Annotated in this window: 20 protein-coding genes; 15 read left to right on the top strand and 5 right to left on the bottom strand. The window is 72.5% G+C overall.

Annotated elements, in window-relative coordinates; all coding sequences use genetic code 11:
- Positions 1–77 precede the first annotated feature (77 nt).
- The 4 genes from ACWD35_RS16235 to nudC all read left to right on the top strand — a co-directional run bounded on the left by ACWD35_RS16235 (position 78) and on the right by nudC (position 9,776).
- On the top strand, positions 78–3,581 hold the full coding sequence (locus tag ACWD35_RS16235; protein WP_451351872.1) for an ATP-dependent helicase: 3,504 nt from the start codon (positions 78–80) through the stop codon (positions 3,579–3,581).
- A 115-nt stretch (positions 3,582–3,696) separates the two neighbouring features.
- A complete protein-coding gene (locus ACWD35_RS16230; protein WP_451351871.1) occupies positions 3,697–7,224 on the top strand; it encodes a UvrD-helicase domain-containing protein in 3,528 nt (1,175 codons plus the stop codon).
- Between the two features lie 47 nt (positions 7,225–7,271).
- Entirely contained in the window at positions 7,272–8,675 is a 1,404-nt protein-coding gene (locus tag ACWD35_RS16225) for a dipeptidase (protein WP_451351870.1), read from the top strand.
- A 156-nt stretch (positions 8,676–8,831) separates the two neighbouring features.
- Positions 8,832–9,776 (top strand): NAD(+) diphosphatase, encoded by a 945-nt coding sequence (nudC, locus tag ACWD35_RS16220; protein WP_451351869.1) that lies wholly within the window; start codon positions 8,832–8,834, stop codon positions 9,774–9,776.
- A gap of 111 nt (positions 9,777–9,887) precedes the next feature.
- Here nudC and ACWD35_RS16215 read toward each other — a convergent pair whose 3' ends face one another.
- A complete protein-coding gene (locus tag ACWD35_RS16215; protein WP_451351868.1) occupies positions 9,888–10,130 on the bottom strand; it encodes a mycoredoxin in 243 nt (80 codons plus the stop codon).
- 238 nt (positions 10,131–10,368) lie between these two features.
- Here ACWD35_RS16215 and ACWD35_RS16210 point away from each other — a divergent pair, with 238 nt between their 5' ends.
- From ACWD35_RS16210 to ACWD35_RS16190, 5 genes are all read left to right on the top strand, one after another.
- Positions 10,369–12,564: an ATP-dependent DNA helicase UvrD2 gene (locus ACWD35_RS16210; RefSeq protein WP_451351867.1), complete on the top strand. Its 2,196-nt coding sequence runs from the start codon at positions 10,369–10,371 to the stop codon at positions 12,562–12,564.
- 163 nt (positions 12,565–12,727) lie between these two features.
- Positions 12,728–13,048 (top strand): hypothetical protein, encoded by a 321-nt coding sequence (locus ACWD35_RS16205; protein ID WP_451351866.1) that lies wholly within the window; start codon positions 12,728–12,730, stop codon positions 13,046–13,048.
- Positions 13,049–13,220: 172 nt separating this feature from the next.
- Positions 13,221–13,589 carry a WhiB family transcriptional regulator gene (locus ACWD35_RS16200; protein ID WP_451351865.1) on the top strand — a complete coding sequence of 123 codons (369 nt, stop codon included), beginning with the start codon at positions 13,221–13,223 and terminating at the stop codon, positions 13,587–13,589.
- Positions 13,586–13,909, top strand: a complete 324-nt coding sequence (locus ACWD35_RS16195; protein WP_451351864.1) for a hypothetical protein — start codon at positions 13,586–13,588, stop codon at positions 13,907–13,909. The genes ACWD35_RS16200 and ACWD35_RS16195 overlap by 4 nt, the downstream gene beginning before the upstream one ends.
- Before the next feature lie 137 nt (positions 13,910–14,046).
- Positions 14,047–14,259, top strand: coding sequence for a hypothetical protein (locus ACWD35_RS16190; protein ID WP_451351863.1), 213 nt, complete (start codon positions 14,047–14,049; stop codon positions 14,257–14,259).
- A gap of 117 nt (positions 14,260–14,376) precedes the next feature.
- Here ACWD35_RS16190 and ACWD35_RS16185 read toward each other — a convergent pair whose 3' ends face one another.
- Positions 14,377–15,798 carry an ABC1 kinase family protein gene (locus ACWD35_RS16185; protein ID WP_451351862.1) on the bottom strand — a complete coding sequence of 474 codons (1,422 nt, stop codon included), beginning with the start codon at positions 15,796–15,798 and terminating at the stop codon, positions 14,377–14,379.
- Complete coding sequence (locus ACWD35_RS16180; RefSeq protein ID WP_451351861.1) at positions 15,791–16,999, bottom strand: TOMM precursor leader peptide-binding protein; 1,209 nt, start codon at positions 16,997–16,999, stop codon at positions 15,791–15,793. Before ACWD35_RS16180 ends, ACWD35_RS16185 begins: the two co-directional genes overlap by 8 nt.
- 268 nt (positions 17,000–17,267) lie before the next feature.
- On the opposite strand from ACWD35_RS16180, the gene ACWD35_RS16175 reads away from it, so the two are divergent.
- The 4 genes from ACWD35_RS16175 (at position 17,268) to ACWD35_RS16160 (ending at position 21,271) form a co-directional block, all read left to right on the top strand.
- The gene (locus ACWD35_RS16175) at positions 17,268–17,864 is read left to right on the top strand and encodes a M48 metallopeptidase family protein (protein ID WP_451351860.1); all 597 of its coding nucleotides are present in this window, start codon (positions 17,268–17,270) and stop codon (positions 17,862–17,864) included.
- Positions 17,865–18,065: 201 nt separating this feature from the next.
- Complete coding sequence (locus ACWD35_RS16170; protein WP_451351859.1) at positions 18,066–19,805, top strand: TerD family protein; 1,740 nt, start codon at positions 18,066–18,068, stop codon at positions 19,803–19,805.
- An 11-nt stretch (positions 19,806–19,816) separates the two neighbouring features.
- Complete coding sequence (locus tag ACWD35_RS16165; protein WP_451351858.1) at positions 19,817–20,497, top strand: AIM24 family protein; 681 nt, start codon at positions 19,817–19,819, stop codon at positions 20,495–20,497.
- 18 nt (positions 20,498–20,515) lie between these two features.
- Positions 20,516–21,271, top strand: coding sequence for an AIM24 family protein (locus tag ACWD35_RS16160; RefSeq protein ID WP_451351857.1), 756 nt, complete (start codon positions 20,516–20,518; stop codon positions 21,269–21,271).
- An 87-nt stretch (positions 21,272–21,358) separates the two neighbouring features.
- Here ACWD35_RS16160 and ACWD35_RS16155 read toward each other — a convergent pair whose 3' ends face one another.
- Together ACWD35_RS16155 and ACWD35_RS16150 are read right to left on the bottom strand one after the other, a co-directional pair.
- Complete coding sequence (locus tag ACWD35_RS16155) at positions 21,359–21,880, bottom strand: NUDIX hydrolase (protein WP_451351856.1); 522 nt, start codon at positions 21,878–21,880, stop codon at positions 21,359–21,361.
- Positions 21,877–23,325 carry a zinc-dependent metalloprotease gene (locus tag ACWD35_RS16150; protein ID WP_451351855.1) on the bottom strand — a complete coding sequence of 483 codons (1,449 nt, stop codon included), beginning with the start codon at positions 23,323–23,325 and terminating at the stop codon, positions 21,877–21,879. Before ACWD35_RS16150 ends, ACWD35_RS16155 begins: the two co-directional genes overlap by 4 nt.
- Before the next feature lie 192 nt (positions 23,326–23,517).
- On the opposite strand from ACWD35_RS16150, the gene ACWD35_RS16145 reads away from it, so the two are divergent.
- A complete protein-coding gene (locus ACWD35_RS16145) occupies positions 23,518–24,630 on the top strand; it encodes an SDR family oxidoreductase (protein ID WP_451351854.1) in 1,113 nt (370 codons plus the stop codon).
- Positions 24,631–24,768: 138 nt separating this feature from the next.
- Positions 24,769–25,230 (top strand): molybdenum cofactor biosynthesis protein MoaE, encoded by a 462-nt coding sequence (locus ACWD35_RS16140; protein WP_451351853.1) that lies wholly within the window; start codon positions 24,769–24,771, stop codon positions 25,228–25,230.
- Positions 25,231–25,261 lie beyond the last annotated feature (31 nt).

The raw sequence follows: 25,261 nt of genomic DNA, 5'->3' as shown, positions 1-25,261 counted from the left end.
CCCCGTCACCCCGCGGCCACCGCCTCGCACGCGTGACCGCCTGCCCACCAGCACGACCACCAGGACCGGCGAACCACGTGAGCTCCTCTTCCTCCACCAGGCGCCTGCCGCACCCCCCGGTGCGGCAGGGGAGCCGTGGCGCTTACCGACTGGTCCGTACCCAGCCGGTCCGGGTGGATCCCCCTCGTCTGGACGCCGCTCAGCGTGCCGTGGTTGATCACCGGACCGGACCGCTGCTCGTCCTCGCGGGCCCCGGCACCGGCAAGACGACGACCCTGGTCGAGTCCGTGGCCGCACGCATCGCCCGCGGCTGCGACCCGGAACGCATCCTGGTGCTGACGTTCAGCCGCAAGGCCGCCGTCGACCTGCGCGACCGCATGGCCCTGCGTATCGGCGCCGCCCGCGCGCCCCGCGCCACCACCTTCCACTCCTACGCCTACGCCCTGGTCCGCGCCCACCAGGACAGCGGCCTGTTCGCCGAGCCGCTGCGCCTGCTCTCCGGCCCCGAACAGGACGTCACCGTCCGCGGCCTGCTCGCCGGACAGCCCGAGCTGGAGCGGCTCGGCCTCACCCACGTGCGCTGGCCGGACGAACTGCGCGCCTGCCTGACCACGCGCGGCTTCGCCGACGAGGTCCGCGCCGTCCTCGCGCGCAGCCGTGAGCTGGGCCTCGGCCCCGACACCCTGGACGCCTTCGCCCGCCGCATCGGCCGCCCCGACTGGCGTGCAGCCGCCGCCTTCCTCGCCGAATACCTCGACGTGCTCGACCTGCAGGGGGTGATCGACTACGCGGAACTGGTCCACCGCGCGGTCCTGCTCGCCCGCCGCCCCGACACGGCCGCGCGGCTCGCCGCCCAGTACGACGCCGTGTACGTCGACGAGTACCAGGACACCGACCCGGCCCAGGTACGGCTGCTGCACACGCTGGCCGGTGACGGGCGCAGCCTGGTCGCCTTCGGCGACCCCGACCAGTCGATCTACACCTTCCGGGGCGCCGACGTGAACGGCATACTCGACTTCCCGGTGGCCTTCCCGCGCGCGGACGGCCGGCCCGCCCCCGTCGAGGTGCTGCGCACCTCCCGCCGCTCCGGCGCCGCCCTGCTGGCCGCGACCCGCCTGATCACCCAGCGCATGCCGCTGACCCGGCTGCCCGCCGACAAGGTGCGCGCCCACCGCGAGCCCGCCCCGGTACGGGACGGCGGTCGCGTCGAGGTCTACACGTACCCGACGTCCGGCACGGAGCTGGACAACATCGCGGACATCCTGCGCCGGGCGCACCTGGAGGACGGCGTTCCGTGGAGCGACATGGCCGTCCTCGTGCGCGCGGGATCCCGCACGATCCCGACCCTCCGCCGCGCCCTCACCGCGGCCGGCGTCCCGCTCGACATCGACGGCGACGACCTTCCCCTCCGGCACGAGCCCGCGGTGGCCCCACTCCTGACGGCACTCCGCGCGGTGGCGACCGCTGAGGCACGCCGTTCCGAGGAGGTGGCGCGGACGGAGGAGGCTGCGTCGGTGCAGGAGGCCGCGCACGCATCGGGCGCCGGCGAGGCCGCACAGGCGCCAGGCACCGAGGACACGGTGCAGACACGGGACACCGACGAGGCGGCGCAGACACCGGGCACGGACGAGACAGCACAGGCGTCAGGGGCCGGCAAGGCGCCGCAGGCACACGGCTCCGCACAGGAAGCGCCTGCCGCCGACACCGCCTGGCTCGACGCCGAGACCGCTCTCACCCTGCTCACCTCCCCCCTTGCCGGCATGGACACGGCCGACCTGCGCCGCCTCGGGCGCGCGCTGCGCGAGGAGGAGCGAGCCGCCGGGAACCCGTTCCCGCCGCCCTCCGACGAGCTGCTCGCGCGGGCGCTCGCCGAGCCCGAACGCCTGGCTGTGCACGACCCGGCGTACGCGCGCGGGGCACAGCGCCTCGGCGCGCTGCTCCGCACCGCCCGTGAGCGCCTGGCGCGCGGCGGCACGGCCGAGGAGGCGCTGTGGGACCTGTGGGCCGGCACACCATGGCCCACGCGCCTGGAGCGGACCGCCCGGCGCGGCGGCGCGGCCGGCCGCAACGCCGACCGTGGCCTGGACGCCGTGTGCGCGCTTTTCGCCACGGCCGCGCGTGCGGAGGAACGCACCGGAGGCCGCGGCGCGCTGAACTTCCTGGAGGAGATCGAGGCCGAGGACATCGCCGCCGACACGCTGACCCGCCGCGCGGTACGGCCCGACGCCGTCCGCCTGATGACCGCGCACCGCTCCAAGGGCCTGGAGTGGCGGCTGGTCGTCGTCGCGGGCGTCCAGGAGGGTCTGTGGCCCGACCTGCGCCGCCGCGGCTCGCTGCTGGAGGCCGACCGCATCGGCCGCGACGGACTCGCCGAACCGCTCACCCCGGGTGCGCTGCTCGCCGAGGAACGCCGCCTGTTCTATGTGGCCGCCACGCGCGCGCGTGAACGCCTCGTCGTCACCGCCGTGAAGGCACCGGCCGACGACGGTGACCAGCCCTCCCGGTTCCTGAGCGAGCTGGGCGTCGAACCCCGGGACGTCACCGGCCGCCCCCGCCGCCCGCTGTCCGTGGCCGCGCTCGTCGCCGAGCTGCGCGCCACCACCGTCGACCCGCGCGCGTCCGCCGTCCTCCGGGAGGCCGCCGCCCGCCGCCTGGCCAGACTGGCCGCGCTCGCCGACGAGGACGGCCGCCCCCTGGTGCCGTCCGCGCACCCCTTCCGCTGGTGGGGCATGTTCGAGCCGACCGAGAGCAAGGTGCCGCTGCGCCACCACGACCAGCCCGTCGTGCTCTCCGGCAGCGCCCTCGACCAGCTCGCCAACACCTGCTCCCTGCAGTGGTTCCTGGGCCGCGAGGTGAAGGCCGACGCGCCCGCCACCGCCGCGCAGGGCTTCGGTAACGTCGTCCACGTCCTCGCCGACGAGGTCGCCTCCGGCCGTACCCCCGCCGACCTGGACGTCCTCATGGAGCGCCTGGAATCGGTGTGGAACGCGCTCGCCTTCGACGCGCCCTGGAAGTCGGAGCAGGAGAAGAACAACGCGCGCGCGGCGCTCGAACGCTTCCTCAACTGGCACGTTCTCGACCGCACCGGCCGCACGCCCGTGGCGAGCGAACAGGACTTCGACGTCACCCTCGAAGCGGGCGACTACCAGGTCCGCGTCCGCGGCCAGATGGACCGCGTCGAGGTGGACGGGGAGGGCCGCGCCTACGTCGTGGACTTCAAGACGGGCAAGCAGGCGCCCAGCGCCGCCGAAGTGGGCCGCCACCCACAGCTCGCCGTCTACCAGCTCGCGATCCGCGAGGGCGCCGTGGACACCGCCTTCGACGGCGTACGGCCCGAACCCGGCGGCGCCGAACTCGTGCACCTCAGACAGGGCGCGGCCAAGCGGGACGGCGGCGACAGCCTGCCCAAGGTGCAGGCGCAGGAGCCGCTGGCGGGGGGGTGGGTCGGCGAGCTGCTGGCCACCGCCGCCGGAAAGGTCCTCGACGAGCGGTTCACACCGACCACCGGCCAGCACTGCACCTACTGCGCGTTCCGCGCCTCGTGCAGCGCACGCCCCGAGGGGCGGCACGTGGTCGAGTGACCAGCACCAGCGGCGTGGGTGACGTACCGCACCAGGTGCGCTGACCTGCGCATCTTCCTACCCGGAAGGCCGTTCCGTCCTCGATTGTCAGTGCCCGCCGCTAGCCTCTGACCTCATGCCCGCCCGTATCACCGACCCCGAGCAGCTCAAAGAGCTTCTCGGTATCCCCTTCACCCCGGAGCAGACGGCCTGCATCACCGCGCCGCCCGCCCCGCAGGTGATCGTGGCCGGTGCCGGGTCGGGCAAGACGACGGTGATGGCGGCCCGCGTGGTCTGGCTGGTCGGCACCGGGCAGGTGGCCCCCGAGCAGGTCCTCGGCCTGACCTTCACCAACAAGGCGGCCGGTGAACTCGCCGAGCGCGTCCGCACGGCCCTGATCAAGGCCGGCGTCACCGACCCCGATGCCATCGACCCGGACAATCCACCCGGCGAGCCCGTCATCTCGACGTACCACGCCTTCGCCGGCCGGCTGCTGACCGACCACGGCCTGCGCATCGGCCTGGAGCCCACCTCCCGGCTGCTGGCTGACGCCACCCGCTATCAGCTCGCCGCGCGTGTGCTGCGCGAGGCCCCCGGCCCCTACCCGGCGCTGACCCGCTCCTTCGCCGACCTCGTCAGCGACCTGCTCGCCCTCGACTCCGAACTCGCCGAACACCTCGTGGACCCCGAGGAGCTGCGCGCCTGGGACGCGGACCTGCTGCGCACCCTGGAGGGCGCCAAGCTCACCAACGCGGACCTGCGCAAGGTCCCCGAGACCGCCGCCGCCCGCCGCGAACTCACCGCACTCGTCCAGCGCTACCGGGCAGCCAAGCGCGAGCGCGACCTGCTCGACTTCGGCGACCAGATCGCCCTGTCCGCCCGCCTCGCGCGCGTCCCCGAGGTCGGCCGCCTGCTGCGCGAGGAGTTCCGCGTGGTGCTCCTGGACGAGTACCAGGACACCTCCGTGGCCCAGCGCGTCCTGCTGGCGGGCCTGTTCGGCGACGGCACCGGCCACCCGGTCACCGCCGTCGGCGACCCCTGCCAGGCCATCTACGGCTGGCGCGGCGCCTCCGTGGCCAACCTGGACGACTTCCCCGAGCACTTCGCCCACGCCGACGGCCGCCCGGCCACCCGGCAGGCGCTCAGCGAGAACCGCCGCAGCGGTGGCCGCCTCCTCGACCTCGCCAACGGCCTCGCCGAGCCCCTGCGCGCCATGCATTCGGGCGTGGAGGCCCTGCGCCCGGCCCCCGGCGCCGAACGCGACGGCACGGTCCACTGCGCCCTGCTGCGCACCCACGCCGAGGAGCTCGACTGGATCGCCGACTCCATCGCCCACCTCGTGCGCACCGGAACGGCCCCGGGCGAGATCGCCGTCCTGTGCCGCACGGCCACCGACTTCGCCGAGATCCAGGGCGCCCTCGTGGCCCGGGACATCCCCGTAGAGGTCGTCGGCCTGTCCGGGCTGCTGCACCTGCCCGAGGTCGCCGACCTGGTCGCCGTCTGCGAGGTCCTCCAGGACCCCGGCGCCAACGCCTCCCTGGTCCGCCTGCTCACCGGCCCGCGCTGGCGCATCGGCCCGCGCGACCTCGCCCTCCTGGGCCGCCGCGCCCGCCTGCTGGTCGCCCACGCGCGCGTGGACGGCACCGACGACGCCGACCGAAGGCTCGCCGAGGCCGTCGAGGGAGTCGACCCGGCCGAGGTGATATCGCTCGCGGACGCCCTGGACACCTTCCTGGAGTCCCCCCTGAACGACGCCGACGGGGACGACGACGGGCTGCCGTTCTCACCGGACGCGCGCGTGCGCTTCGCCCGCCTGGCCGCCGAACTGCGCGACCTGCGCCGCTCCCTGTCCGACCCGCTGATGGACGTCCTGCACCGCGTCCTCGCCGTCACCGGTCTTGAGGTGGAGCTGTCCGCGTCCCCGCACGCGCTGGCCGCCCGCCGCCGCGAGACCCTGTCGAACTTCCTCGACGTCGCCGCCTCCTTCGCCGCGAGCGACACGGAGGCCACCCTGCTGGCCTTCCTCGGCTTCCTGCGCACCGCCGCCCAGTACGAGAAGGGCCTCGACAACGCCCTGCCCGGCGGAGAGAACACCGTCAAGGTGCTCACCGCGCACAAGTCCAAGGGCCTGGAGTGGGACGTCGTGGCCGTCCCCGGACTCGTGAACGGCACCTTCCCCAGCGCCCAGGGCCGCGAGAAGTGGACCGCACAGGCCAAGGTGCTCCCGCACGCCCTGCGCGGCGACACCGACACCCTGCCCGACATCGAGACCTGGGACTCGCGCGGCATGAAGGCCTTCCACGAGGCCATGAAGGAACACCAGCACACCGAGGAGCTCCGCCTCGGCTATGTCACCTTCACCCGCCCCCGCTCCCTCCTGCTCGGCTCCGGCCACTGGTGGGGACCCAGCCAGAAGAAGTCGCGCGGCCCCTCCGACTTCCTCCAGGCCCTCTACGAGCACTGCGCCGCCGGACACGGCGAGATCGAGGCATGGGCCGACGAGCCCGCCGAGGACGAGGAGAACCCGGCCCTGCACACGGCCACCGCCGACCAGGCCTGGCCGCTGCCCCTCGACGGCGCGGCCCTGACCCGCCGCCGCGCCGCCGCCGAGACGGTCCTCGCCCACCTGGACGCCATCGCCGCCCAGGGCAGCATGGCGCCCGACCACGGCCCCGGTACCTATGAGGACCCCGACTGGCCTCCGCCGCCGGACGACGAGGAACCGTACGGCGACGCGTTCCCGTACGACGAGGACGCCCCGTACGGCGAAGAGCCGCCCTACGACAGCGACAGCGCCGAACCGCCGTACGACGAGGCCGCGCCCCAGCCCGAGGAGCCCGGCGACTGGGACTCCTGGAGCACCGGCCGGCCCAAGGTTCCCCACCAGGCGACCGCCCCCGCCGAGCCCGAGCGCACCCCTGTCGCCACCGGGCCCGAGCGCACCCCCGTCAGCCCCGAGGAGGCCCGCACCATCGCCTCCTGGGACCGCGACCTCGACGCGCTCACCGGAGAGCTGCTGCGCGCCCGGCAGAGCGTCACGGACGTCCCCCTGCCGGTCACGCTGACCGCCTCGCAACTGCTGCGCCTCGCCGAGGACCCCGACGGGCTCGCACAGGAACTCGCGCGCCCCATGCCGCGCCCCCCGCAACCCGCCGCGCGCCGAGGCACCCGGTTCCATGCCTGGGTCGAAGCCCGCTTCGAGGAACTGACGCTGCCCCTGCTGGAACCCGACGAGCTGCCCGGCGGCGACGCCGAGATCACCGACGAACGCGACCTGGAAGCCCTCAAGGAGGCCTTCGAACGCACCGAGTACGCCCAGCGCACGCCCTACCGGGTCGAGGCGCCCTTCCAGCTCGCCCTCGCCGGCCGCGTCGTCCGAGGCCGCATCGACGCCGTCTACAAGAACGGCGACGGCGACACGGCGACGTACGAGATCGTGGACTGGAAGACCGGCCGCGACCACACCGCCGACCCCCTCCAGCTCGCCGTCTACCGGCTGGCCTGGGCCGAGCAGCAGGGCATCCCGCCCGAATCGGTCACCGCCGCCTTCCTGTACGTACGCAGCGGCGAGGTCGTACACCCCCAGGGCCTGCCGGACCGGGCCGCCCTGGAACGGCTCCTCACGGAAGACGCCGAAGTGGCGCACCGGGGACCCCGAGTGTGACGAACCGCCCGCCGAGGATGTCGGCGCGGGCCGATAGGCTCGGGAACATGAGCCAGACCCCGGACAGCGCCGTCCGCACGTACATCGAGCAGCACCGCGCCGCCTTCCTCGACGACCTCGCCGCATGGCTGCGCATCCCCTCCGTGTCGGCCCAGCCCGACCACGCGCCCGACGTACGACGCAGCGCCGGCTGGCTCGCCGCCAAGCTCCAGGAGACCGGCTTCCCGACCACCGAGGTCTGGGAGACCCCCGGCGCCCCGGCCGTCTTCGCCGAATGGCCCTCCGGCGACCCCGCGGCGCCCACCGTCCTCGTCTACGGCCACCACGACGTGCAGCCCGCCGCCCGCGAGGACGGCTGGGACAGCGAGCCCTTCGAACCGGTCGTCCGCGAAAACCGCCTCTACGCGCGCGGGGCCGCCGACGACAAGGGCCAGGTGTTCTTCCACACACTCGGCGTCCGCGCCCACCTCGCCGCCACCGGCCGCACCGCCCCCGCCGTCAACCTGAAGCTGCTGATCGAGGGCGAGGAGGAGTCCGGCTCCCCCCACTTCCGGGCCCTCGTGGAGGAGCGCGCCGAACGGCTCACGGCCGACGCCGTGATCGTCTCCGACACCGGCATGTGGTCCGAGGACACCCCGACCGTCTGCACCGGCATGCGCGGCCTCGCCGAGTGCGAGATCCGGCTGTACGGCCCCGACCAGGACATCCACTCCGGCTCCTTCGGCGGCGCCGTCCCCAACCCGGCCACCGCCGCGGCCCGCCTGGTCGCCGCCCTGCACGACGAGCACGCGCGCGTGGCGGTCCCCGGCTTCTACGACGGCATCACCGAGCTGACCGACCGCGAGCGCGCCCTCTTCGCCGAACTGCCCTTCGACGAGGAGGGGTGGCTGCGCACCGCCAAGTCGTACGCCACCCACGGCGAGGCCGGGCACACCACCCTGGAGCGCATCTGGGCCCGCCCGACCGCCGAGGTCAACGGCATCGGCGGCGGCTACCAGGGCCCCGGCAGCAAGACGATCATCCCGTCCTCGGCCATGGTGAAGCTGTCCTTCCGGCTGGTCGCCGGCCAGGACCCCGACCACATCGAGAAGGCCGTCCGCGCCTGGGCCGCCGCGCAGATACCCGCCGGGATCCGGCACGAGATCACCTTCGGCTCCGCCACGCGCCCGTGCCTGACCCCGCTCGACCACCCCGCGCTGCAGTCCGTGGCCCGCGCCATGGGCCGCGCCTTCCAGAGCCCCGTCCGCTTCACCCGCGAGGGTGGCTCCGGACCCGCCGCCGACCTCCAGGAGGTCCTCGGCGCCCCCGTCCTCTTCCTGGGCATCTCCGTGCCCTCCGACGGCTGGCACGCCCCGAACGAGAAGGTCGAGCTGGACCTCTTGGTCAAGGGCGTCGAGACCAGCGCCTACCTGTGGGGAGACCTGGCCGAGAACTGGCACCCCGCGCCCTGAGCGGCCGGCGCCGCACGGAGCGGCGGCGCGTGCGGGGCACACTGGAAGGACCGCCCTGCACGCTCCACCCGCACCCGTCCCGGTCTCCGCCCGCCCCACGTCCCGCCGAACCGCCCGCCGAAACGAACCTTTCCACTGGGGGAGTTGGAAGCACCCGTGACCACCTCGACCGAGCACACCGCCGACCGACCCATCTCGCTGACCGCCCCGAGCGGCATCGACCGCGCCGCCCACCACCGGCTGGACGAGGCCTGGCTCGCGGCGGCATGGAGCCACCCCACGACCCGCTGCTTCGTGGTCTCCGGCGGCCAGGTGCTGATCGACGAGACGCCCGACGGCCGCACCGAACTCGTCATGACCCCCTCCTTCGAGGCCCCCCTCACCGAGGCCCACCGCTACTTCCTCGGCATCGACGAGGACGGCGTCAGCTACTTCGCCCTCCAGAAGGACTCGCTGCCCGGCCGCATCGACCAGTCCGCGCGCCCGGCCGGCCTGCGCGAGGCGGGCCTGCTGCTCTCCCCGCGCGACGCGGGCCTCATGGTGCACGCCGTCGGCCTGGAGAACTGGCAGCGCACCCACCGCTTCTGCTCGCGCTGCGGCGAGCGCACCGTCATCGCCGCCGCCGGCCACATCCGCCGCTGCCCCGCCTGCGGCGCCGAGCACTACCCGCGCACCGACCCGGCCGTGATCATGGCCGTCACCGACGAGAAGGACCGCATCCTGCTCGGCCGGCAGGTCCACTGGCCCGAGGGCCGCTTCTCCACGCTCGCCGGCTTCGTCGAGCCCGGCGAGTCCATCGAACAGTCGGTGCGCCGCGAGGTCTACGAGGAGGCCGGCGTCACCGTCGGCGACGTCGAGTACGTGGCCAGCCAGCCCTGGCCCTTCCCGTCCAGCCTGATGCTGGGCTTCATGGCCCGCGCCACCTCCACGGAGATCAACGTCGACGGCGACGAGATCCACGAGGCCCGCTGGTTCTCCCGCGAGGAACTCCACGACGCCTTCGAGTCCGGCGAGGTCCTGCCGCCCTACGGCATCTCCATCGCCGCCCGGCTGATCGAGCGGTGGTACGGCAAGCCGCTGCCCACGAGGAGCCTCGTCTGAGGCACCCCACCGTGGTGTGGGACAGGACGGTGTAAGACACAACACAGCAGGGTGGCCCCCGAATGTCGGGGGCCACCCTGCTGTCACATCACCGCGGAAACCCGCGGAGCGTCACGCGGCGAGCTTCTGCTTCACCTGCGCCAGCGACGGGTTCGTCAGCGTGCTGCCGTCCGCGAAGAGCACGGTCGGGACCGTCTGATTTCCGCCATTCGCCTTCTCCACGAAAGCGGCGGACTCCGGGTCCTGCTCGATGTTGATCTCGGTGAAAGCGATGCCCTCCCGGCTCAGCTGGCTCTTCAGCCGCTGGCAGTAGCCGCACCAAGTCGTGCTGTACATCGTCACAGTGCCCTGCATGTCTCTCGCGCTCCTCAGGCAGCTCAGGTAGGTCGTCCTGGGGAGAAACGTAAGCGATCGGCACGCCATTCCCGCCCGGGGTATCCGGGGTGTCCGGGACACCCGGCAACGCGTGTGCGGCACCGCCGTGACGCCCGTACCCGGCACCGCTGTGACGCCTGCCGCATTAGTACGACTGCGAGGCCCTGCCTGTGGACAACCGGCACAGCAGCCCCGGGCGACCTGGCAGCATGGCCGTGTGACACCAGCAACGCACTCCCCCCTCTTCCCGCAGGCACCGGAATCGGCCGACGCGGTGCTCGAAGGGCTCGACCCCGAGCAGCGCGAAGTCGCCACCGCCCTGCACGGCCCGGTGTGCGTCCTGGCCGGAGCGGGCACGGGCAAGACCCGCGCGATCACCCACCGCATCGCCTACGGAGTGCGTGCCGGCATCCTCCAGCCGTCCAGTGTCCTCGCCGTCACCTTCACCAACCGCGCCGCAGGAGAGATGCGCGGACGGCTCCGCCAGCTCGGCGCCCAGGGCGTCCAGGCCCGCACCTTCCACTCCGCGGCGCTGCGCCAGCTCCAGTACTTCTGGCCGAAAGCGATCGGCGGCAGCATGCCCCGGATCGTGGACCGCAAGATCCAGCTCGTCGCCGACGCCGCCGCAGCCTGCGGCATCCGCCTCGACCGGGGCGAGCTGCGCGACACCACCGCCGAGATCGAGTGGTCCAAGGTCACCCAGACCGTCCCCGCCGACTACCCGTACGCGGCTGCGAAGGCCGGCCGCGAGACCCCACGCGACCCCGCCGAGATCGCCCACCTCTACGCCGCCTACGAAGACCTCAAGCGCGACCGCTCCGTCATCGACTTCGAGGACGTCCTGCTGCTGACCGTCGCCGTCCTCCAGGACCGGCACGACATCGCCGAACAGGTCCGCTCCCAGTACCAGCACTTCGTCGTCGACGAGTACCAGGACGTCAGCCCCCTCCAGCAGCGGCTGCTGGAACTGTGGCTCGGCAACCGGGACAGCCTGTGCGTCGTCGGCGACGCCAGCCAGACCATCTACTCGTTCACCGGAGCAACCCCCGACCACCTCCTCGACTTCCGCGCCCGCCACCCCGGCGCCACCGTCGTCAAACTCGTCCGCGACTACCGCTCCACCCCACAGGTGGTCCACCTCGCCAACGGACTGCTCGCCCAGGCCAGTGGCCGCGCCGCAGACCACCGGCTGGAACTCGTCTCCCAGCGCCCCGCCGGCCCCGAACCCGTCTACACCGAATACACCGACGAACCGGCCGAGGCCGAGGGCGCCGCCCGCCGCATCCGCGAGCTGGTCGACTCCGGCGTCCCCGCCGCCGAGATCGCCATCCTGTTCCGCACCAACTCCCAGTCCGAAACCTACGAACAGGCCCTCGCCGACGCCGGAGTCCCCTACCAGCTGCGCGGCGCCGAGCGCTTCTTCGACCGGCCCGAAGTACGCAAGGCAGGCATCGCCCTGCGCGGTGCCGCCCGCTTCGGCGGCAACGACTCCCTGCTCGACGACGTCGTGGACCTGCCCTCACAAGTACGCGCCGTCCTGTCCGGAGAAGGCTGGACCAGCGAGCCCCCGGCCGGCTCCGGCGCCGTCAGAGAACGCTGGGAATCGCTCGCCGCCCTGGTCAACCTCGCCCACGACTTCGCCGCCGCCCGGCCCACAGCCACCCTCGCCGACTTCGTGGCCGAACTGGACGAACGGGCCAACGCCCAACACGCCCCGACCGTCCAGGGCGTCACCCTCGCCTCCCTGCACGCCGCCAAGGGCCTCGAATGGGACGTCGTCTTCCTGGTCGGCATCGCCGAGGGCATGATGCCGATCACCTACGCCAAGACCGACGAGCAGATCGAAGAGGAACGACGCCTGCTCTACGTCGGCGTCACCCGCGCCAGAGAACGGCTCAACGTCTCCTGGGCGCTGTCCCGCGCACCCGGCGGCCGTCCCCACCGCAGACCCAGCCACTTCCTCGACGGCCTGCGCCCCGGCACGACCGCCACCGTCGGCCGCCCCGGCGCCGGTTCCACCGGAGGCATCGAACGCGGCACCGCCGGCGAAACCGCCGCCAGACCCCGCCGCACCCAGCGCACCCCCGCCCGCTGCCGGGTCTGCGGCCGTACCCTCACCGACGCCGGCGAGATGAAGCTGATGCGCTGCGCCGACTGCCCCTCCGACATGGACGAAGGCCTCTACGAGCGGCTGCGCGAGTGGCGGGCGGTCCAGGCCGCGCGGAGCGGCCAGCCGGACTTCTGCGTGTTCACCGACCGCACCCTCATCGCCATCGCCGAGACCCGGCCCGAGAACAGTGCCGAACTGTCCCGCATCCCCGGCGTCCTCAGCCGCAAGCTGCGCAGCTACGGAACCGACGTACTGGCCATCTGCGCAGGCCAGGAGGTCGGGGAAGACGCCGATGACGACTGATACGAACTCGTCGAAAAAATAGTTTGCGCATGCCCCAGCAATCCCCATAGGTTCTAGGCACGGACGCAGCGGCCTTCTCCAAGGCCCTGATTCCGTGTTCTACTTGCATATCCAGCGGGCTGGTTCACCCCAGTCCCCGAGACGCCGAGAGGAGGCGAGTCCAGTGATCAGCATCAACATCAGCACCATCAGCACGGCCAAACTGACCGATCGTTCGACCGTCTCCACGTGCATGCTCGGCGCCTCGAACCAGGGCACCGGTCTGTCCGGCATCCGTGCCGTGCGTCCGGCGTCCTCCCTGTCCCTCGCGGGCCTTCCCGTCCGCGAAGGCAATGAGCGACCGACCAAGGCACTGGAAGCGGTAAAGGAACAGGCTCACGCCTATGCCTTTGCGGCGGCCGGTGCCGGATTCCGGAAGCAGACGACGCAGCACCACCAGATGTGGGCCTTCCGTGGGCCAGAACCCTGGAGTGATCCAGCCTGATCCGATCAGGCCGGCGCCTTCAGGGCCGCGGAACCCCATCCGGGATCCGCGGCCCTTCTGTTTTCCCCGAACGGGGACGACGGAGCGAGGGGGCCTCGGGACAAGAAAAGAACCCGGTACCAAGCCGACACCCGGTCAACCGGCCGGAACGACCAGACGAGGAAGACCAACCGTGCAACTCGAAGCGCACGCCCCGTCCGTACCGCCTTCGCAAACGTTCCCCCCGCCCGGCCTCACGGAGGACACCACCTTGACCCCCCTCACCGCGCTCACCGCGCTCGACGACGCCATCGAGAACCTCGGCGTACCCGTCCCCTGCCGCTCCTACGACCCGGAAGTCTTCTTCGCCGAGTCGCCGGCGGACGTCGAGTACGCCAAGTCCCTGTGCCGCACCTGCCCGCTGATGGAGGCCTGCCTCGCCGGCGCCAAGGAGCGGCGTGAGCCCTGGGGCGTCTGGGGTGGCGAGCTGTTCGTCCAGGGTGTCGTCGTCGCCCGGAAGCGGCCCCGTGGCCGCCCGCGCAAGAACCCGGTCACGGCATGAACACCGCAGGAACGATCGACCGCCCCCTCACGCACGACCCCAAGAAGCAGGCCCCGATGAAGCCGTCCACCAGCGAGCCCACAGGCTCCGCGACCCCAGACTTCAGCACCAATGGCGCGACTGGCTCGCGTCAGAACAGGACCCGAGAAATGCAACTCATCCCAGAAGCCCTAGCGCGTGCGCATATGCGCGAGCGCCTGCATGACGCCGAGCGGGAACGCCGGGCCGTGAGCCTGGTGACCGCCCGGCGGATGCAGCGCCGGGCGGAGCGCGCCTCGATGCGCGCCCGCCGCGCACTTGCCATGGCGGTCATGCAGTAAGCGAACACACCCGAAGCGGTGGCCTCCCGGTCCAGGGAGGCGAAACGTTCCCCGCGGGGGCCGGTCCGATCGAACGGACCGGCCCCCGCGGTGCGTTGCACCCGCAGATCCGCCGGTCACGGAGTTATCGTCACCGGGTGACGAGTCTTCCCGGAAGCAGTGATCAGGGCGGCTCCACCAGGGAGCCCTGGCCCCTCATGTGTGCCCGCTGCGGCACCCCCGCCGACGGCCCCCCGCCGGCCACCTGGACCTGCTCCGTGGAGAACGGCACCCGCCGGTACTTCTGCGACCGCTGCTCCCGGGAGAACCTGCGGGCGATCGAGGGGCGGCTGGACTCGGCTTGGTGGTGAGGAACGCTTGGGGGGCTTCCCCCTCCCTCCCCACCCCGCCCACCCCACCCCCCGCGCCCCCGTGCTACGGCAGCCCAGATCAAGGTCGCGGTCCGGCGCGCTCCCCGTGCCGGGCCGTCAGGCCTCCGCCGCCGGCTCCTCCTCGGCCAGCTCGGCCAGCTCGTCCAGCTCGGCCAAGTCGTCGTCCAGGACGTCCTCCAGGTCCTCCTCGAAGACGAAGCCCGGCAGCCACTCCTCCAGCTCGTCCCGCAGCCGTACGGTGGCTCCCAGCTGGCACAGCACGCCGATCGTGCTCAGTGTCACCCGGTGTATCAGCAGATAGGCCGGCGGCAGGTTGAGCTGCTTGCCCAGCTGGTAGGCGGGGGAGCGTGGGTCGCCGATGCGGGCGGCCTGGCTGCGCATCCAGGAGCGGGTGAAGGTGAACTCCTCGCTACCGGCCGGTTCGATGATCGGCAGCAGGTAGTCGAGGACCGCGTCGGGGTCCAGCTCTATGGACTTCTTGACGAACCCTTCCCTGCACAGGAGTTCGTAGACCGGCTCGGCCTCGCCGTCCAGGGTCATCCGCAGCGAGATGCCGATCGGTGTCGGCAGACCGCCGGGCAGCCGGTCGACCGTGCCGAAGTCCAGGACGCCCAGCCGCCAGTCGTCCTCGCCGTCCGGGCCGCCGGGCAGCAGACGGAAGTTGCCCGGATGCGGGTCGGCGTGCAGGAGGCCGGTGCGGGCCGGGCCCGAGAAGAGGAAGCGTGCCAGGAGCTGACCTGCCCGGTCGCGCTGGTCCTGAGTGCCGTCCGCGATGATCTCCGACAGCGGGACCCCGTCGATCCACTCGGTCACCAGGACCTGGTCGCACTGGTGGACCACCGCCGGGACCACCACGTCCGGGTCGTCCGCGAACTCCTCCGCGTGCGCCGCCTGGGCCTGTGCTTCCAGCGCGTAGTCCAGTTCCTCGGAGACGCGGTCCCGCAGCTCCGCGATCAGCGGCTTGATGTCCATGCCGGGAATGAGAGGCCCCAAGAGGCGGGCGAAGCGGCTCAGTTGGCTCAGGTCGGACAGCAGGGCCTCGCCCGCGCCCGGGTACTGCACCTTGACCGCCACCTCACGGCCGTCATGCCACACCGCCCGGTGCACCTGCCCGATCGAGGCCGCGGCGGCCGGCTTGTCCTCGAACTCCAGGAACAGCTCCCGCCAGTCCGCGCCCAGCCGCTCCGTCAGCGCCGCGTGCACCGTGCGGGTCGGCATTGGCGGTGCCGCCTCCTGGAGCTTGGTCAGCGCCGCGCGGTAGGGGCCGGCGATCTCCTCCGGGAGGGCGGACTCGAAGACGGACAGGGCCTGCCCGAACTTCATCGCGCCGCCCTTGAGTTCCCCGAGCACCTTGAACAGCTGTTCCGCCGTGCGCTGTTGCAGCTCACGGCCGACGATCTCCGCGGACTCGCCCACGATCCGCTTGCCCAGCCCCCAGGTCGCCCGGCCTGCGAAGCCGAGCGGGAGCGCGGCGAGTTTGGCGGTCCGGGTGACCGCCTTCCGGGGAAGATCAGACATGCGCCCTCCAAGTCCCAGTCGGCCGCGTCGCGCCTGCCTTGCGTCGTCGCTCGGTCGACGGCCGTTGCATCGCCATTGTCTCGCGTGGCTCCCCGTCGGCCGAGGTGTGTTCCCCATCACCTCTCTCCGCTGCGCCGCACGCGCATGCCGGGTGCGGCCGCACCGGTCGGGGGTGCCAGTTCAGGGCGGGGAGGGACACCTCCCAGCGGACTCCGGCGCCGGCCGGTGACTCCCCGTCGAGGAAGGCCAGGGCGTGGGCCGCGGCCAGCCCGGCGACCGTCGTGGCCAGTGCCAGATCGCAGGCTCCGACCTGGCGGGCCTTTCCGGAGCGCCACTGGGCGATGAGGCGGGGCCAGGCCGGGTCCCGGTCGGTGCGGTCCTGGTGCAGACAGCCCGCGCAGCTCGTCTGTCCGGGCAGGACGAGGGGGCCGACGACGCCGGTTCCCTCCACGACCCCCGCGTAGAGATGGGGTGTGCCCGAGGCCATGAGGGGTTCGGCGGTGAACGGGTCGGGGGCGTGGACGGCCACGTCGTCCCTGGGGGTGAGGATCACCAGGGAGAGGCCGGGATCCTGGGCGCCGGATCCGGGGGCGCGGCGGGGCGGTCGGTCCGGGGCCGCGTGGCGGGCGGCGGCCCGTGCCGCTTTGTCCCGGCGTTCGCCGAGGGACTCGGCGGAGTGTCCGCCCGGCGCGAGGTCCCAGGGCTCCACGCGTCCCACGTCGCGCACGTCGACCTCGCCGACCCCCGCGCCCGACAGCACCGACGCGAGCACGGCACCGACCCGGCCCGCGCCCCGCACCTGGACGTGCAAGGAGCGGCGGGCGGCGAGTCTGCCGAGCGCGCCGCCCGGCTCGGGGGTGATCAGGGACAGCGAGGCGAGGTCGGGACGCAGCCGTTGCAGGACGTCCTCTTTCGCCCGCAGTGCGTCCGCGGCCGGTCCGCCGCCGCGGGCGTCGTCGACGAGGCCCGCGTGGGCGAGCCGCCGCACCAGTGTGTCGACATGGCCGTCCGGCAGGTCCATGCGGCGGGCCTCCTCGCGCAGCAGCGGCAGCCCACGGGTGCCGTTGAGCAGGTCGAGGAAGCTGCCCGTCGCCGTGTCCATCGGCCCAAGTGTCAGTGCGTGCGCCGGAGTCATCCCGAACTGCACGGTGTTGAGATCGCGCCAGCCGCGCCGCAGCGCGGGCTTCACCATCGGATGCATGGCAGGCCCCCGTAGCCGTCGAAAGTGCGGAAAGGTCGGAGTTGTTCAGGTGGGGTCCAGCTGTCGGCGGTGTCGGTCGGGCTCCGCCGGCGTGTTGCCAGCATGCCCGGGGTGGCGGACGCGTGCCGGGAGTTGTCCACAGGTGACGGGCATTAGTCGCACAAATCGGGCGGAGATGAGTCGTACAAATCAAACGCATGGTGGGGGATCGGCGGGTAACCGCTCCGGAGCCGGGACTTCGGCCCTGCCCAGCGGGTAACGTCGTGGCGTGCCCGCCGACCCACTGCACCGCGCCGGAAAGCCACAGCGCAGCACGACGAGCCAGCCGCCGAGCGGCTCGGGGGCGAGCGCGATCGAGGTCCGCAGGAGTACCCGGCGCCGCCGTACGGTCTCCGCGTACCGCGACGGCGATCGCACCGTCGTGCTGATCCCCGCCCGGATGTCCGAGGCGGAGGAGAAACGCTGGGTGACCGTCATGCTCGACAAGCTGGCCGCCCAGGAGAGCAAGCGGGTGCTCGGCGACGCCGAGTTGGCCGAGCGCGCCGAACGGCTCTCCGCGCAGTACTTCGACGGAAGGGCTCGCCCCGCATCCGTGCGCTGGGTCACCAACCAGAACACCCGCTGGGGCTCGTGCACCCCCGCCGAGGGCAGCATCCGGCTCTCCCACCGGCTTCAGGGGATGCCGGAGTACGTCGTCGACTACGTCCTCTGCCACGAGCTGGCCCATCTGCTGGTGCCCGGTCACGGGCCGGACTTCTGGCGGCTGTTGGAGGCCTATCCGCGCACCGAGCGGGCCCGCGGATACCTCGAGGGCGTGGTCGCCGCCGAGCGGCTCCCGCACGTGCCCGGCGCGCGCGGGGAGTGAGCGGTCCGCGCGAGAGGCCCGGGAGAGCAACTCGGGTGAGCGGCCGTGTGAGCAACTCGCTTGAGCGGTCCGTGTGAGGGACCTGTGTGAGTGGCCGGGTGCGGTTGTGTACCGGGTCTGTACCGGCTGCGGTCGTTGTCGGGGTTTGCCGTTAGCCTGGCGCGACGCACTCACACTCGGGATGGGGGACGGTCGTAACGCATGGCCAGGGAATTCCAACGCGGCCACAAGGCCAGGATCAGTGACCTCACGGCGGGCACGGATCTGTACGTAGGTGTGCAGATCTCGGCGCCCGGACTGACCTTCGACATCAGCTGCTTCGGTCTGGACGCCGAGGAGCGCCTCTCGGACGACCGGTACTTCGTCTTCTTCAACCAACCGAAGTCCCCGGAGGAGTCCATCCAGCTGCTGGGCGCGCAGGCGGGCGACACGGAGTCGTTCCGGGTCACGCTGGACCGGATCCCCTCCCAGATCCGCAAGCTGTCCTTCACGGCGACCATCGACGGCGCCGGTCAGATGTCGCAGGTCGATCCCGGATACCTGCGCATCGTGGCCGGTGGCGAGGAGGTCGCCCGGTACTCCTTCAACGGCTCGGAGTTCTCCACCGAGCGGGCCGTGATGCTCGGTGACTTCTACTTCAAGGACGTGTGGCGGTTCGCCGCGGTCGGGCAGGGCTTCGACGGCGGCCTGGAGGCGCTGCTGAAGAACTTCGGCGGTGAGGTGCTGGAGGAGGAGGCCCCCGCCGCCCCGCAGCCGCAGCAGCTGCAGACCGGGGCGGCGCCCGGTTTCGCCGCGCCCGCCCAGGCCGCCGCGCCCGCCCAGGCCGCCGCGCCGGCCGCGCCCCCTGCCTTCGGCGCCCCGGCCGCACCTGCGCCTGCGCCCACGCCCATGGCCGCACCTGCGCCCGCCCCGGCCCCCGTGCCGCAGCCCGCCCCGCAGGGCTTCGCGCCGCAGCCTGGACACACCCCGCCCCCGGCCCCGAACGTGCACGCGGCGCCCACCGTCATCGCTCCGTTGACCCCGCCCGCCGGTCCCACGGCACCGCCCCCGCCCCCACCCCCGGCGCCCTACGGCCAGCCGCAGCAGCCGTCGTACGGCGGCCAGCCCCCCGCGTCCAGCGCCCCCATGCCGCCGGGCTACGGCCAGCAGCCGCCCGCGTACGGCGGCCAGCAGCCTGGCGTGCCCATGCCCCCGGGCTACGGCCAGCCGCCGGCGTACGGACAGGTCCCCGGCCAGCAGGCCGGCGGCTACGGAGTGCCGCAGGGCGCCCCCCAGGGCGGTGCCGGAGTGAGCGCCGCGCTGCAGGCGTTCAAGGAGACGCCCACCGGGCAGCGTTGGACCCAGCAGAACAAGAAGCTCATCCGGGTCGACCTCGGCATCGGCGGGCAGCCCGTGCTGGCCCGGCAGGGCAGCATGGTGCTCTACCAGGGCAAGGTCGACTTCGGCTACAAGGGCGCCGGGTTCGCCGGGCGCATCGTCGGCAACGCCACCGGCCAGGAGATGCAGCTGATGCGCTGCACCGGCAACGGCCAGGTGTTCCTCGCCGAGAACTCCACGATGCTGCACCCCATCGAGCTGCAGGGCGACGCGATCTGCGTCTCCGCCGAGAACGTCCTCGCCTTCGACGAGAGCCTGCAGTACGAGGTCCGCCGCATCGAGGGCCACGGCATCCCCGGCGGGGCGCTGTTCACCATGCAGTTCCAGGGCACCGGCACGATCGTCGTCAAGACGCACGGCACGCCCGTGGTCCTGCCGGTCACGCCGACCACGTTCGCCGACTGCAACGCCGTCGTCGCCTGGTCGGCCGCCGCCCAGGTGGTCGTCTCCAGCCAGGTCCGGATGCGCCGCAACGCCTACCCGGGCGACACCGGAGAGAGCGTCAACCTCCAGTTCCGGGGCGCTCCCGGCAACTTCATCGTCGTCCAGCCGTACGAGGTCTGAGGGAGCCCGTCATGAACCAGCCGCTCGCGGGCTACGCCCCCGCACCCGTCACCGCCCGCATGGAGAACCACGGCAACCACATGCTGAAGGTCGCCATGCAGACCGGGAACGACCTCCTCGCGCGCGTGGGGTCGATGGTCGCCTACGAAGGCTTCGTCACCTACGAGCCCAACCCGCCCGCTGTGCGCCAGATCGCCCGCGACTGGATCACCGGCGAGGGCGCCCCGCTCATGAAGTGCTCCGGCGACGGCCTGCTCTACCTCGCCGACTACGGCGCCAACGTCGTCGTGATCAACCTCAACGGCGACGGCATCTCCGTCAACGCCACCAACCTGCTCGCCTTCGACGCCCACCTCAGCTGGGGCGTCGAGCGGGTCAAGGGGCTCGCCAAGTTCGCCGGGCAGGGCCTGTGGAACACGAAGATCTCCGGCCAGGGCTGGGTCGCGCTGACCTCCCGGGGCAAGCCGATCGTCGTGGACTGCGGCGGCGGTGAGGACGAGACGTACGTCGACCCCGACGCGCTGGTCGCCTGGTCGCCGAACCTGAAGGTGAAGGGCAAGCGCAGCTTCAAGGCGCAGTCGCTGATCGGCCGGGGCAGCGGCGAGGCCTACCAGATGGCCTTCTCCGGCCAGGGCATCGTCGTCGTCCAGCCCAGCGAGGACAGCACCGACCGCCTCCGGATCCGGGGCTGAGGGGGAACCAGAGTCACCATGCAGAGCCCGCTTTTCGCCTACAACGACCAGCAGACCCAGGAGCGCTGGAGCCTGCAGAACAAGCAGATGCTCCGCGTCACCCTGGAGGGCCACGACGACATCCTCGCCCGCAAGGGCACCATGGTCGCCTACCAGGGACTCGTCGAGTTCGACGCCGAGTACCGCAGCAACAACCAGGCACGCGCGCACGCGTACACCGGCGAGGGCCTGGACCTGATGCGCTGCCACGGGCAGGGCACGGTCTTCCTCGCCAACCTCGCCCAGCACGTGCACGTCATGGAGGTCGAGCAGGACGGGCTGACCGTCGACAGCAGCTACGTCCTCGCCATGGACTCCTCGCTGCACCACGAGGCCATCGCCGTCGACAGCCTGTACGGCATCTCCGGCTCCGGGAAGTACCAGCTCAACATCACCGGGCGGGGCAAGGTCGCCCTGATGACCTCGGGCGCGCCGCTGCTGATGCAGGTCACGCCCGACAAGTACGTCAACTGCGACGCCGACGCGATCGTCGCCTGGTCCACCGGGCTGCGGGTGCAGATGCAGGCCCAGACGCACTCCTCCGGGGTGTGGCGGCGGCGCGGCAACACCGGTGAGGGCTGGGAGCTGAGCTTCATGGGCTCCGGGTTCGCGCTCGTGCAGCCCAGCGAGCTGCTGCCGCCGCAGAACGCGGTGATCGGCCAGGGCCTCGCCGCCCAGTTCGGCATGGGGCAGCACGGGGCGCGCGGGCAGAACCAGGGCAACGTCTGGAGCTGAGCGTCCGGAAAGCCAACGTAAGGGGCGCCCGTCCGTGCGGGCGCCCCTTACACATGCCTCGTGTCCAGAGGCGCGCGTGCCCCGTGTTCAGAGGCGCGCGAGGGTCGCTTCCAGCAGGCGTACGACCGACTCGTCCGCTACGGCGGCCACCTCGTCGTAGGCGAACCAGCGCAGGTCGAGCGACTCGTCGCTGATCGCCTGCACCGCGCCCGGCGGGGCCAGGACGGCGTACTGGACGTCGTAGTGCCAGTGGCACGGCGCCGGGATCGGGTGCCGGTCCAGGCGGACCGGGCCGCCGGGCAGCAGCGTCAGCCCGGTGACGCCCGACTCCTCGGTCGCCTCGCGCAGCGCCGCCGCCTCCAGGGTGGCGTCGCCCGGCTCGCAGTGGCCGCCCATCTGCAGCCACATCCGCAGCTTCTTGTGGAGGGTCAGCAGGACCCGGCCGTGCTCGGGGTCGATCACCAGGCCGCTCGCCGTGATGTGGCCCGCCTCGCACGCCTTCCAGGTGCCGTCCGGATGGGCCTCCAGGTGCTCCAGGTAGGACTGGCGCAGCTCTTCCTGGTCCTCGTAGCCCTTCAGCACGAGGACCGCGTCGTCATGGAGGCTCACTCGGTGTCGTCGCCCTTGTCGTCGCTCTTGCCGTCGTCCTTCTTGTGCAGGTCCGGCTTGCCCGCGGTGCCGTCCGCCGCCTCGCCGAGCATCTTGTCCAGCTCGGAGAAGTCAAGTTGCTCGCGGTGGACGAAGCCGTCCGGGTCGTCCAGGTCGGTGGCCGTCGGCAGCATGTCCGGGTGGGCCCACAGGCCGTCCCGGCCGTCCACGCCGCGCGCGTCCGTGAGCGAGGCCCACAGCCGGGAGGCGTCCCGCAGCCGGCGCGGGCGCAGCTCCAGGCCGATCAGCGTGGCGAACGTCTGCTCCGCCGGGCCGCCCGTCGCACGGCGGCGGCGCAGGGTCTCGCGCAGCGCGTCAGCGGACGACAGACGCGGCTTCGCCGCCGCGTGGACCACCGCGTCCACCCAGCCCTCCACGAGCGCCAGAGCGGTCTCCAGGCGGGCCAGGGCCGCCTTCTGCTGCGGGGTGTCCTCCGGCTGGAACATGCCCTGCTGGAGCGCGTCCTGCAACTGCTCCGGATTCTGCGGGTCGAACTGGCCGACCACGTCCTCCAGCTTGGCCGTGTCGACCTTGATCCCGCGCGCGTAGCCGTCGACCGCGCCGAACAGGTGCGAGCGCAGCCACGGCACGTGCGCGAACAGGCGCTGGTGGGCGGACTCACGCAGGGCCAGGTAGAGCCGCACCTCCTCCAGCGGCACGCCGAGATCCTTGCCGAACGCCGCCACGTTGGCCGGCAGCAGCGCGGCCTTGCCGACCGGGCCCAGCGGCAGGCCGATGTCGGTCGAGCCGACGACCTCGCCCGCCAGCACGCCCACGGCCTGCCCGATCTGCGTGCCGAACATGGCGCCGCCCATCGAGCGCATCATGCCGATCAGCGGGCCGGCCATGGCCTGCATCTCCTCCGGCAGGACGTCGCCCATGGCCGCGCCGACGCGCTCGGCGACCGGGTCGACCAGCTCCTGCCAGGCCGGCAGCGTCGCCTCGACCCACTCCGCGCGGGACCACGCCACCGCCGAGGCGGAGCCCGACGGCAGGGACGTCGCGTCGTCCAGCCACAGGTCGGCCAGACGGACGGCGTCCTCGACCGCCTTGCGCTCGGCGGGGCCGACACTGGCGTCCTTCGTGCCGTCCGGGGTGCCCTGCGCGACCGTCTGGCGGGCGATCTGCTTGGCCATGTCCCAGTTCACCGGGCCGCCCTCGTAGGAGAGCATCTGGCCGAGCTGCTGGAACGCGGCGCCCAGGTCGGCCGGGTTCAGGGAACCGAACATCGCTGCGAGCGGGTTGTCGGCGCCGGGGCCGCCAAAGCCTCCGGCTCCGGACAGGCCGAAGCCGAACGGGTTGGCCGGTCCCTGCCCACCACCGCTCTGCTGGTCCTTCTCCTTGCCCTCGTCGCCGTCTTCCGGCTCCTCCGGCGGAAGGCCGAATCCGAATGGGGTGTCACTCACGGGGTTCCTCGGCTGGTAAGGCCACCGGCTTCTCTCCGGCGGCGCGGCTGCCCGACAACACCACCCAGCGTAGACACCCGGAGCCGATCGGGCCTCGGTGCTTCGCCCACGGAGGGCCTGCGGCAGGATGGATGCTCCTGGTACGTACGCGTCGCTCGCGCCCGTACTGAAGACAACCGCTGGAGACGCCTGGTGAGTTCCCCAGATCCGCAGGTTCGCGCAGCGCGAAACCATGAAAGCACTCCCGCCGTGCGCGGGCCCGTCGTCGCGGTCACCGGAGCCGCCACCGGGGTCGGTGCGCTGCTCACCGAGCGGCTGGCCGAGTCCCCGCAGATCAAGCAGGTCATCGCCATCGACGAGCGGCGCGGGGAGTGCGCGGACGCGCAGTGGCACATCCTTGACGTACGGGACCCGGCGATCGCGGAGAAGCTGCGCGGCGCGGACGTGGTGGTACATCTGGCGCTCGACCTGGACCTGGGCAGCGAGGCCGCCGCCCGGACGGCGTACAACGTGCGGGGGACGCAGACCGTGCTGACCGCTGCCGCGGCGGCCGGGGTGCACCGGGTGGTGCTGTGCACCTCCGCGATGGTCTACGGAGCGCTGCCGGACAACGAGCTGCCCCTGTCGGAGGACGCCGAACTGCGCGCGACGGCCGAGGCCACGGGCGTGGGGGACCTGCTGGAGATCGAGCGGCTCGCCCGGCGGGCTCCCCGGGCGCATCCGGGACTGAACGTCACCGTCGTACGGCCCGCCGTGCTGGTCGGGGGTACGGACACCGCGCTGACCCGGTACTTCGAGTCCCCTCGGCTGCTGGTCGTGGCCGGGTCGCGGCCCGCGTGGCAGTTCTGTCACGTGGAGGACCTGTGCAGCGCTCTGGAGTACGCCGTACTGGAGAAGGTCGACGGGGAGCTGGCCGTCGGCTGCGACGGGTGGCTGGAGCAGGAGGAGGTCGAGGAGCTGAGCGGGATCCGGCGGATGGAACTTCCGTCGGCGGTCGCGCTCGGCGCGGCGGCCCGGCTGCACCGGATCGGGCTCACGCCGTCCCCGGCGGGGGACCTCGCGTACACGATGTACCCCTGGGTGGTCAGCGGGAGCCGGCTGCATGACGCCGGGTGGCGAGCGCGGTGGACCAACGAGGAGGTGCTCGCGGAACTGCTGGAGGAGGTTTCCGGGCGGCACACGGTTGCCGGGCGGCGGCTGGGACGGAAGGACGCGACGGCTGCCGGTGCCGCGGGGGCGACGGTGGCTCTGCTAGGCGCTGCCGCTGTCGTGCGGCGGGCCCGGAAGGCCCGGCGGCGGCTGTAGCCCACCCACCATCCGTCCCGGCACGTCAGAAGGTGACTCACGTCAGAAGGTGACTGTAGAAGGCTCCAAACGCCGCCCCGCGTGTGCCTGGTGAAAGTCGTATTCCGGGAGGTCCGCGGCGTGCGGCACCATGGACCTATGGCAGCAACGAACGATCACCCCGGTGAGCAGGCGGCGCACGATCCCATCAAGCTGATCGGTATTCGGGAGACCCCGCTCTCCGTGGACGAGGTGTTCGGTGCCGTCGGGGAGGACTCCGCCGGGGGCATCGCCCTGTTCGTGGGCACCGTGCGGAATCACGACGGGGGTGCCGACGTGGACGCGCTCGGGTACTCCTGCCATCCCAGTGCCGAGGCCGAGATGCGCCGGATCGCCGAGAAGGTCGTCGCCGACTTCCCGGTGCGGGCGCTGGCCGCCGTCCACCGGGTGGGGGACCTGAGCGTCGGGGATCTCGCCGTGGTCGTCGCCGTGGCCTGCCCGCACCGCGCGGAGGCCTTCGACGCCTGCCGGAAGCTCATCGACGACCTCAAGCACGAAGTGCCCATCTGGAAGCACCAGAAGTTCTCCGACGGGACCGAGGAGTGGGTCGGGGCCTGCTGAGAGGTCTCAACCCCGCTCACCCCTGGCTCAC

This window comes from Streptomyces sp. NPDC002671, from assembly GCF_053592475.1.
The sequence above is the reverse complement of the archived record's forward strand: the minus strand, read 5'-3'. Positions and strand labels throughout refer to the sequence as shown.

Bases quoted from the DNA above. Each gene is read 5' to 3' on its own strand.
- ACWD35_RS16185 (WP_451351862.1), bottom strand. From the start codon at position 15,798: ATGTCTGATCTTCCCCGGAAGGCGGTCACCCGGACCGCCAAACTCGCC.
- ACWD35_RS16230 (WP_451351871.1), top strand. From the start codon at position 3,697: ATGCCCGCCCGTATCACCGACCCCGAGCAGCTCAAAGAGCTTCTCGGT.
- ACWD35_RS16180 (WP_451351861.1), bottom strand. From the start codon at position 16,999: ATGCATCCGATGGTGAAGCCCGCGCTGCGGCGCGGCTGGCGCGATCTC.
- ACWD35_RS16165 (WP_451351858.1), top strand. From the start codon at position 19,817: ATGAACCAGCCGCTCGCGGGCTACGCCCCCGCACCCGTCACCGCCCGC.
- ACWD35_RS16140 (WP_451351853.1), top strand. From the start codon at position 24,769: ATGGCAGCAACGAACGATCACCCCGGTGAGCAGGCGGCGCACGATCCC.
- ACWD35_RS16160 (WP_451351857.1), top strand. From the start codon at position 20,516: ATGCAGAGCCCGCTTTTCGCCTACAACGACCAGCAGACCCAGGAGCGC.
- ACWD35_RS16225 (WP_451351870.1), top strand. From the start codon at position 7,272: ATGAGCCAGACCCCGGACAGCGCCGTCCGCACGTACATCGAGCAGCAC.
- ACWD35_RS16170 (WP_451351859.1), top strand. From the start codon at position 18,066: ATGGCCAGGGAATTCCAACGCGGCCACAAGGCCAGGATCAGTGACCTC.
- ACWD35_RS16215 (WP_451351868.1), bottom strand. From the start codon at position 10,130: ATGCAGGGCACTGTGACGATGTACAGCACGACTTGGTGCGGCTACTGC.
- ACWD35_RS16195 (WP_451351864.1), top strand. From the start codon at position 13,586: ATGAACACCGCAGGAACGATCGACCGCCCCCTCACGCACGACCCCAAG.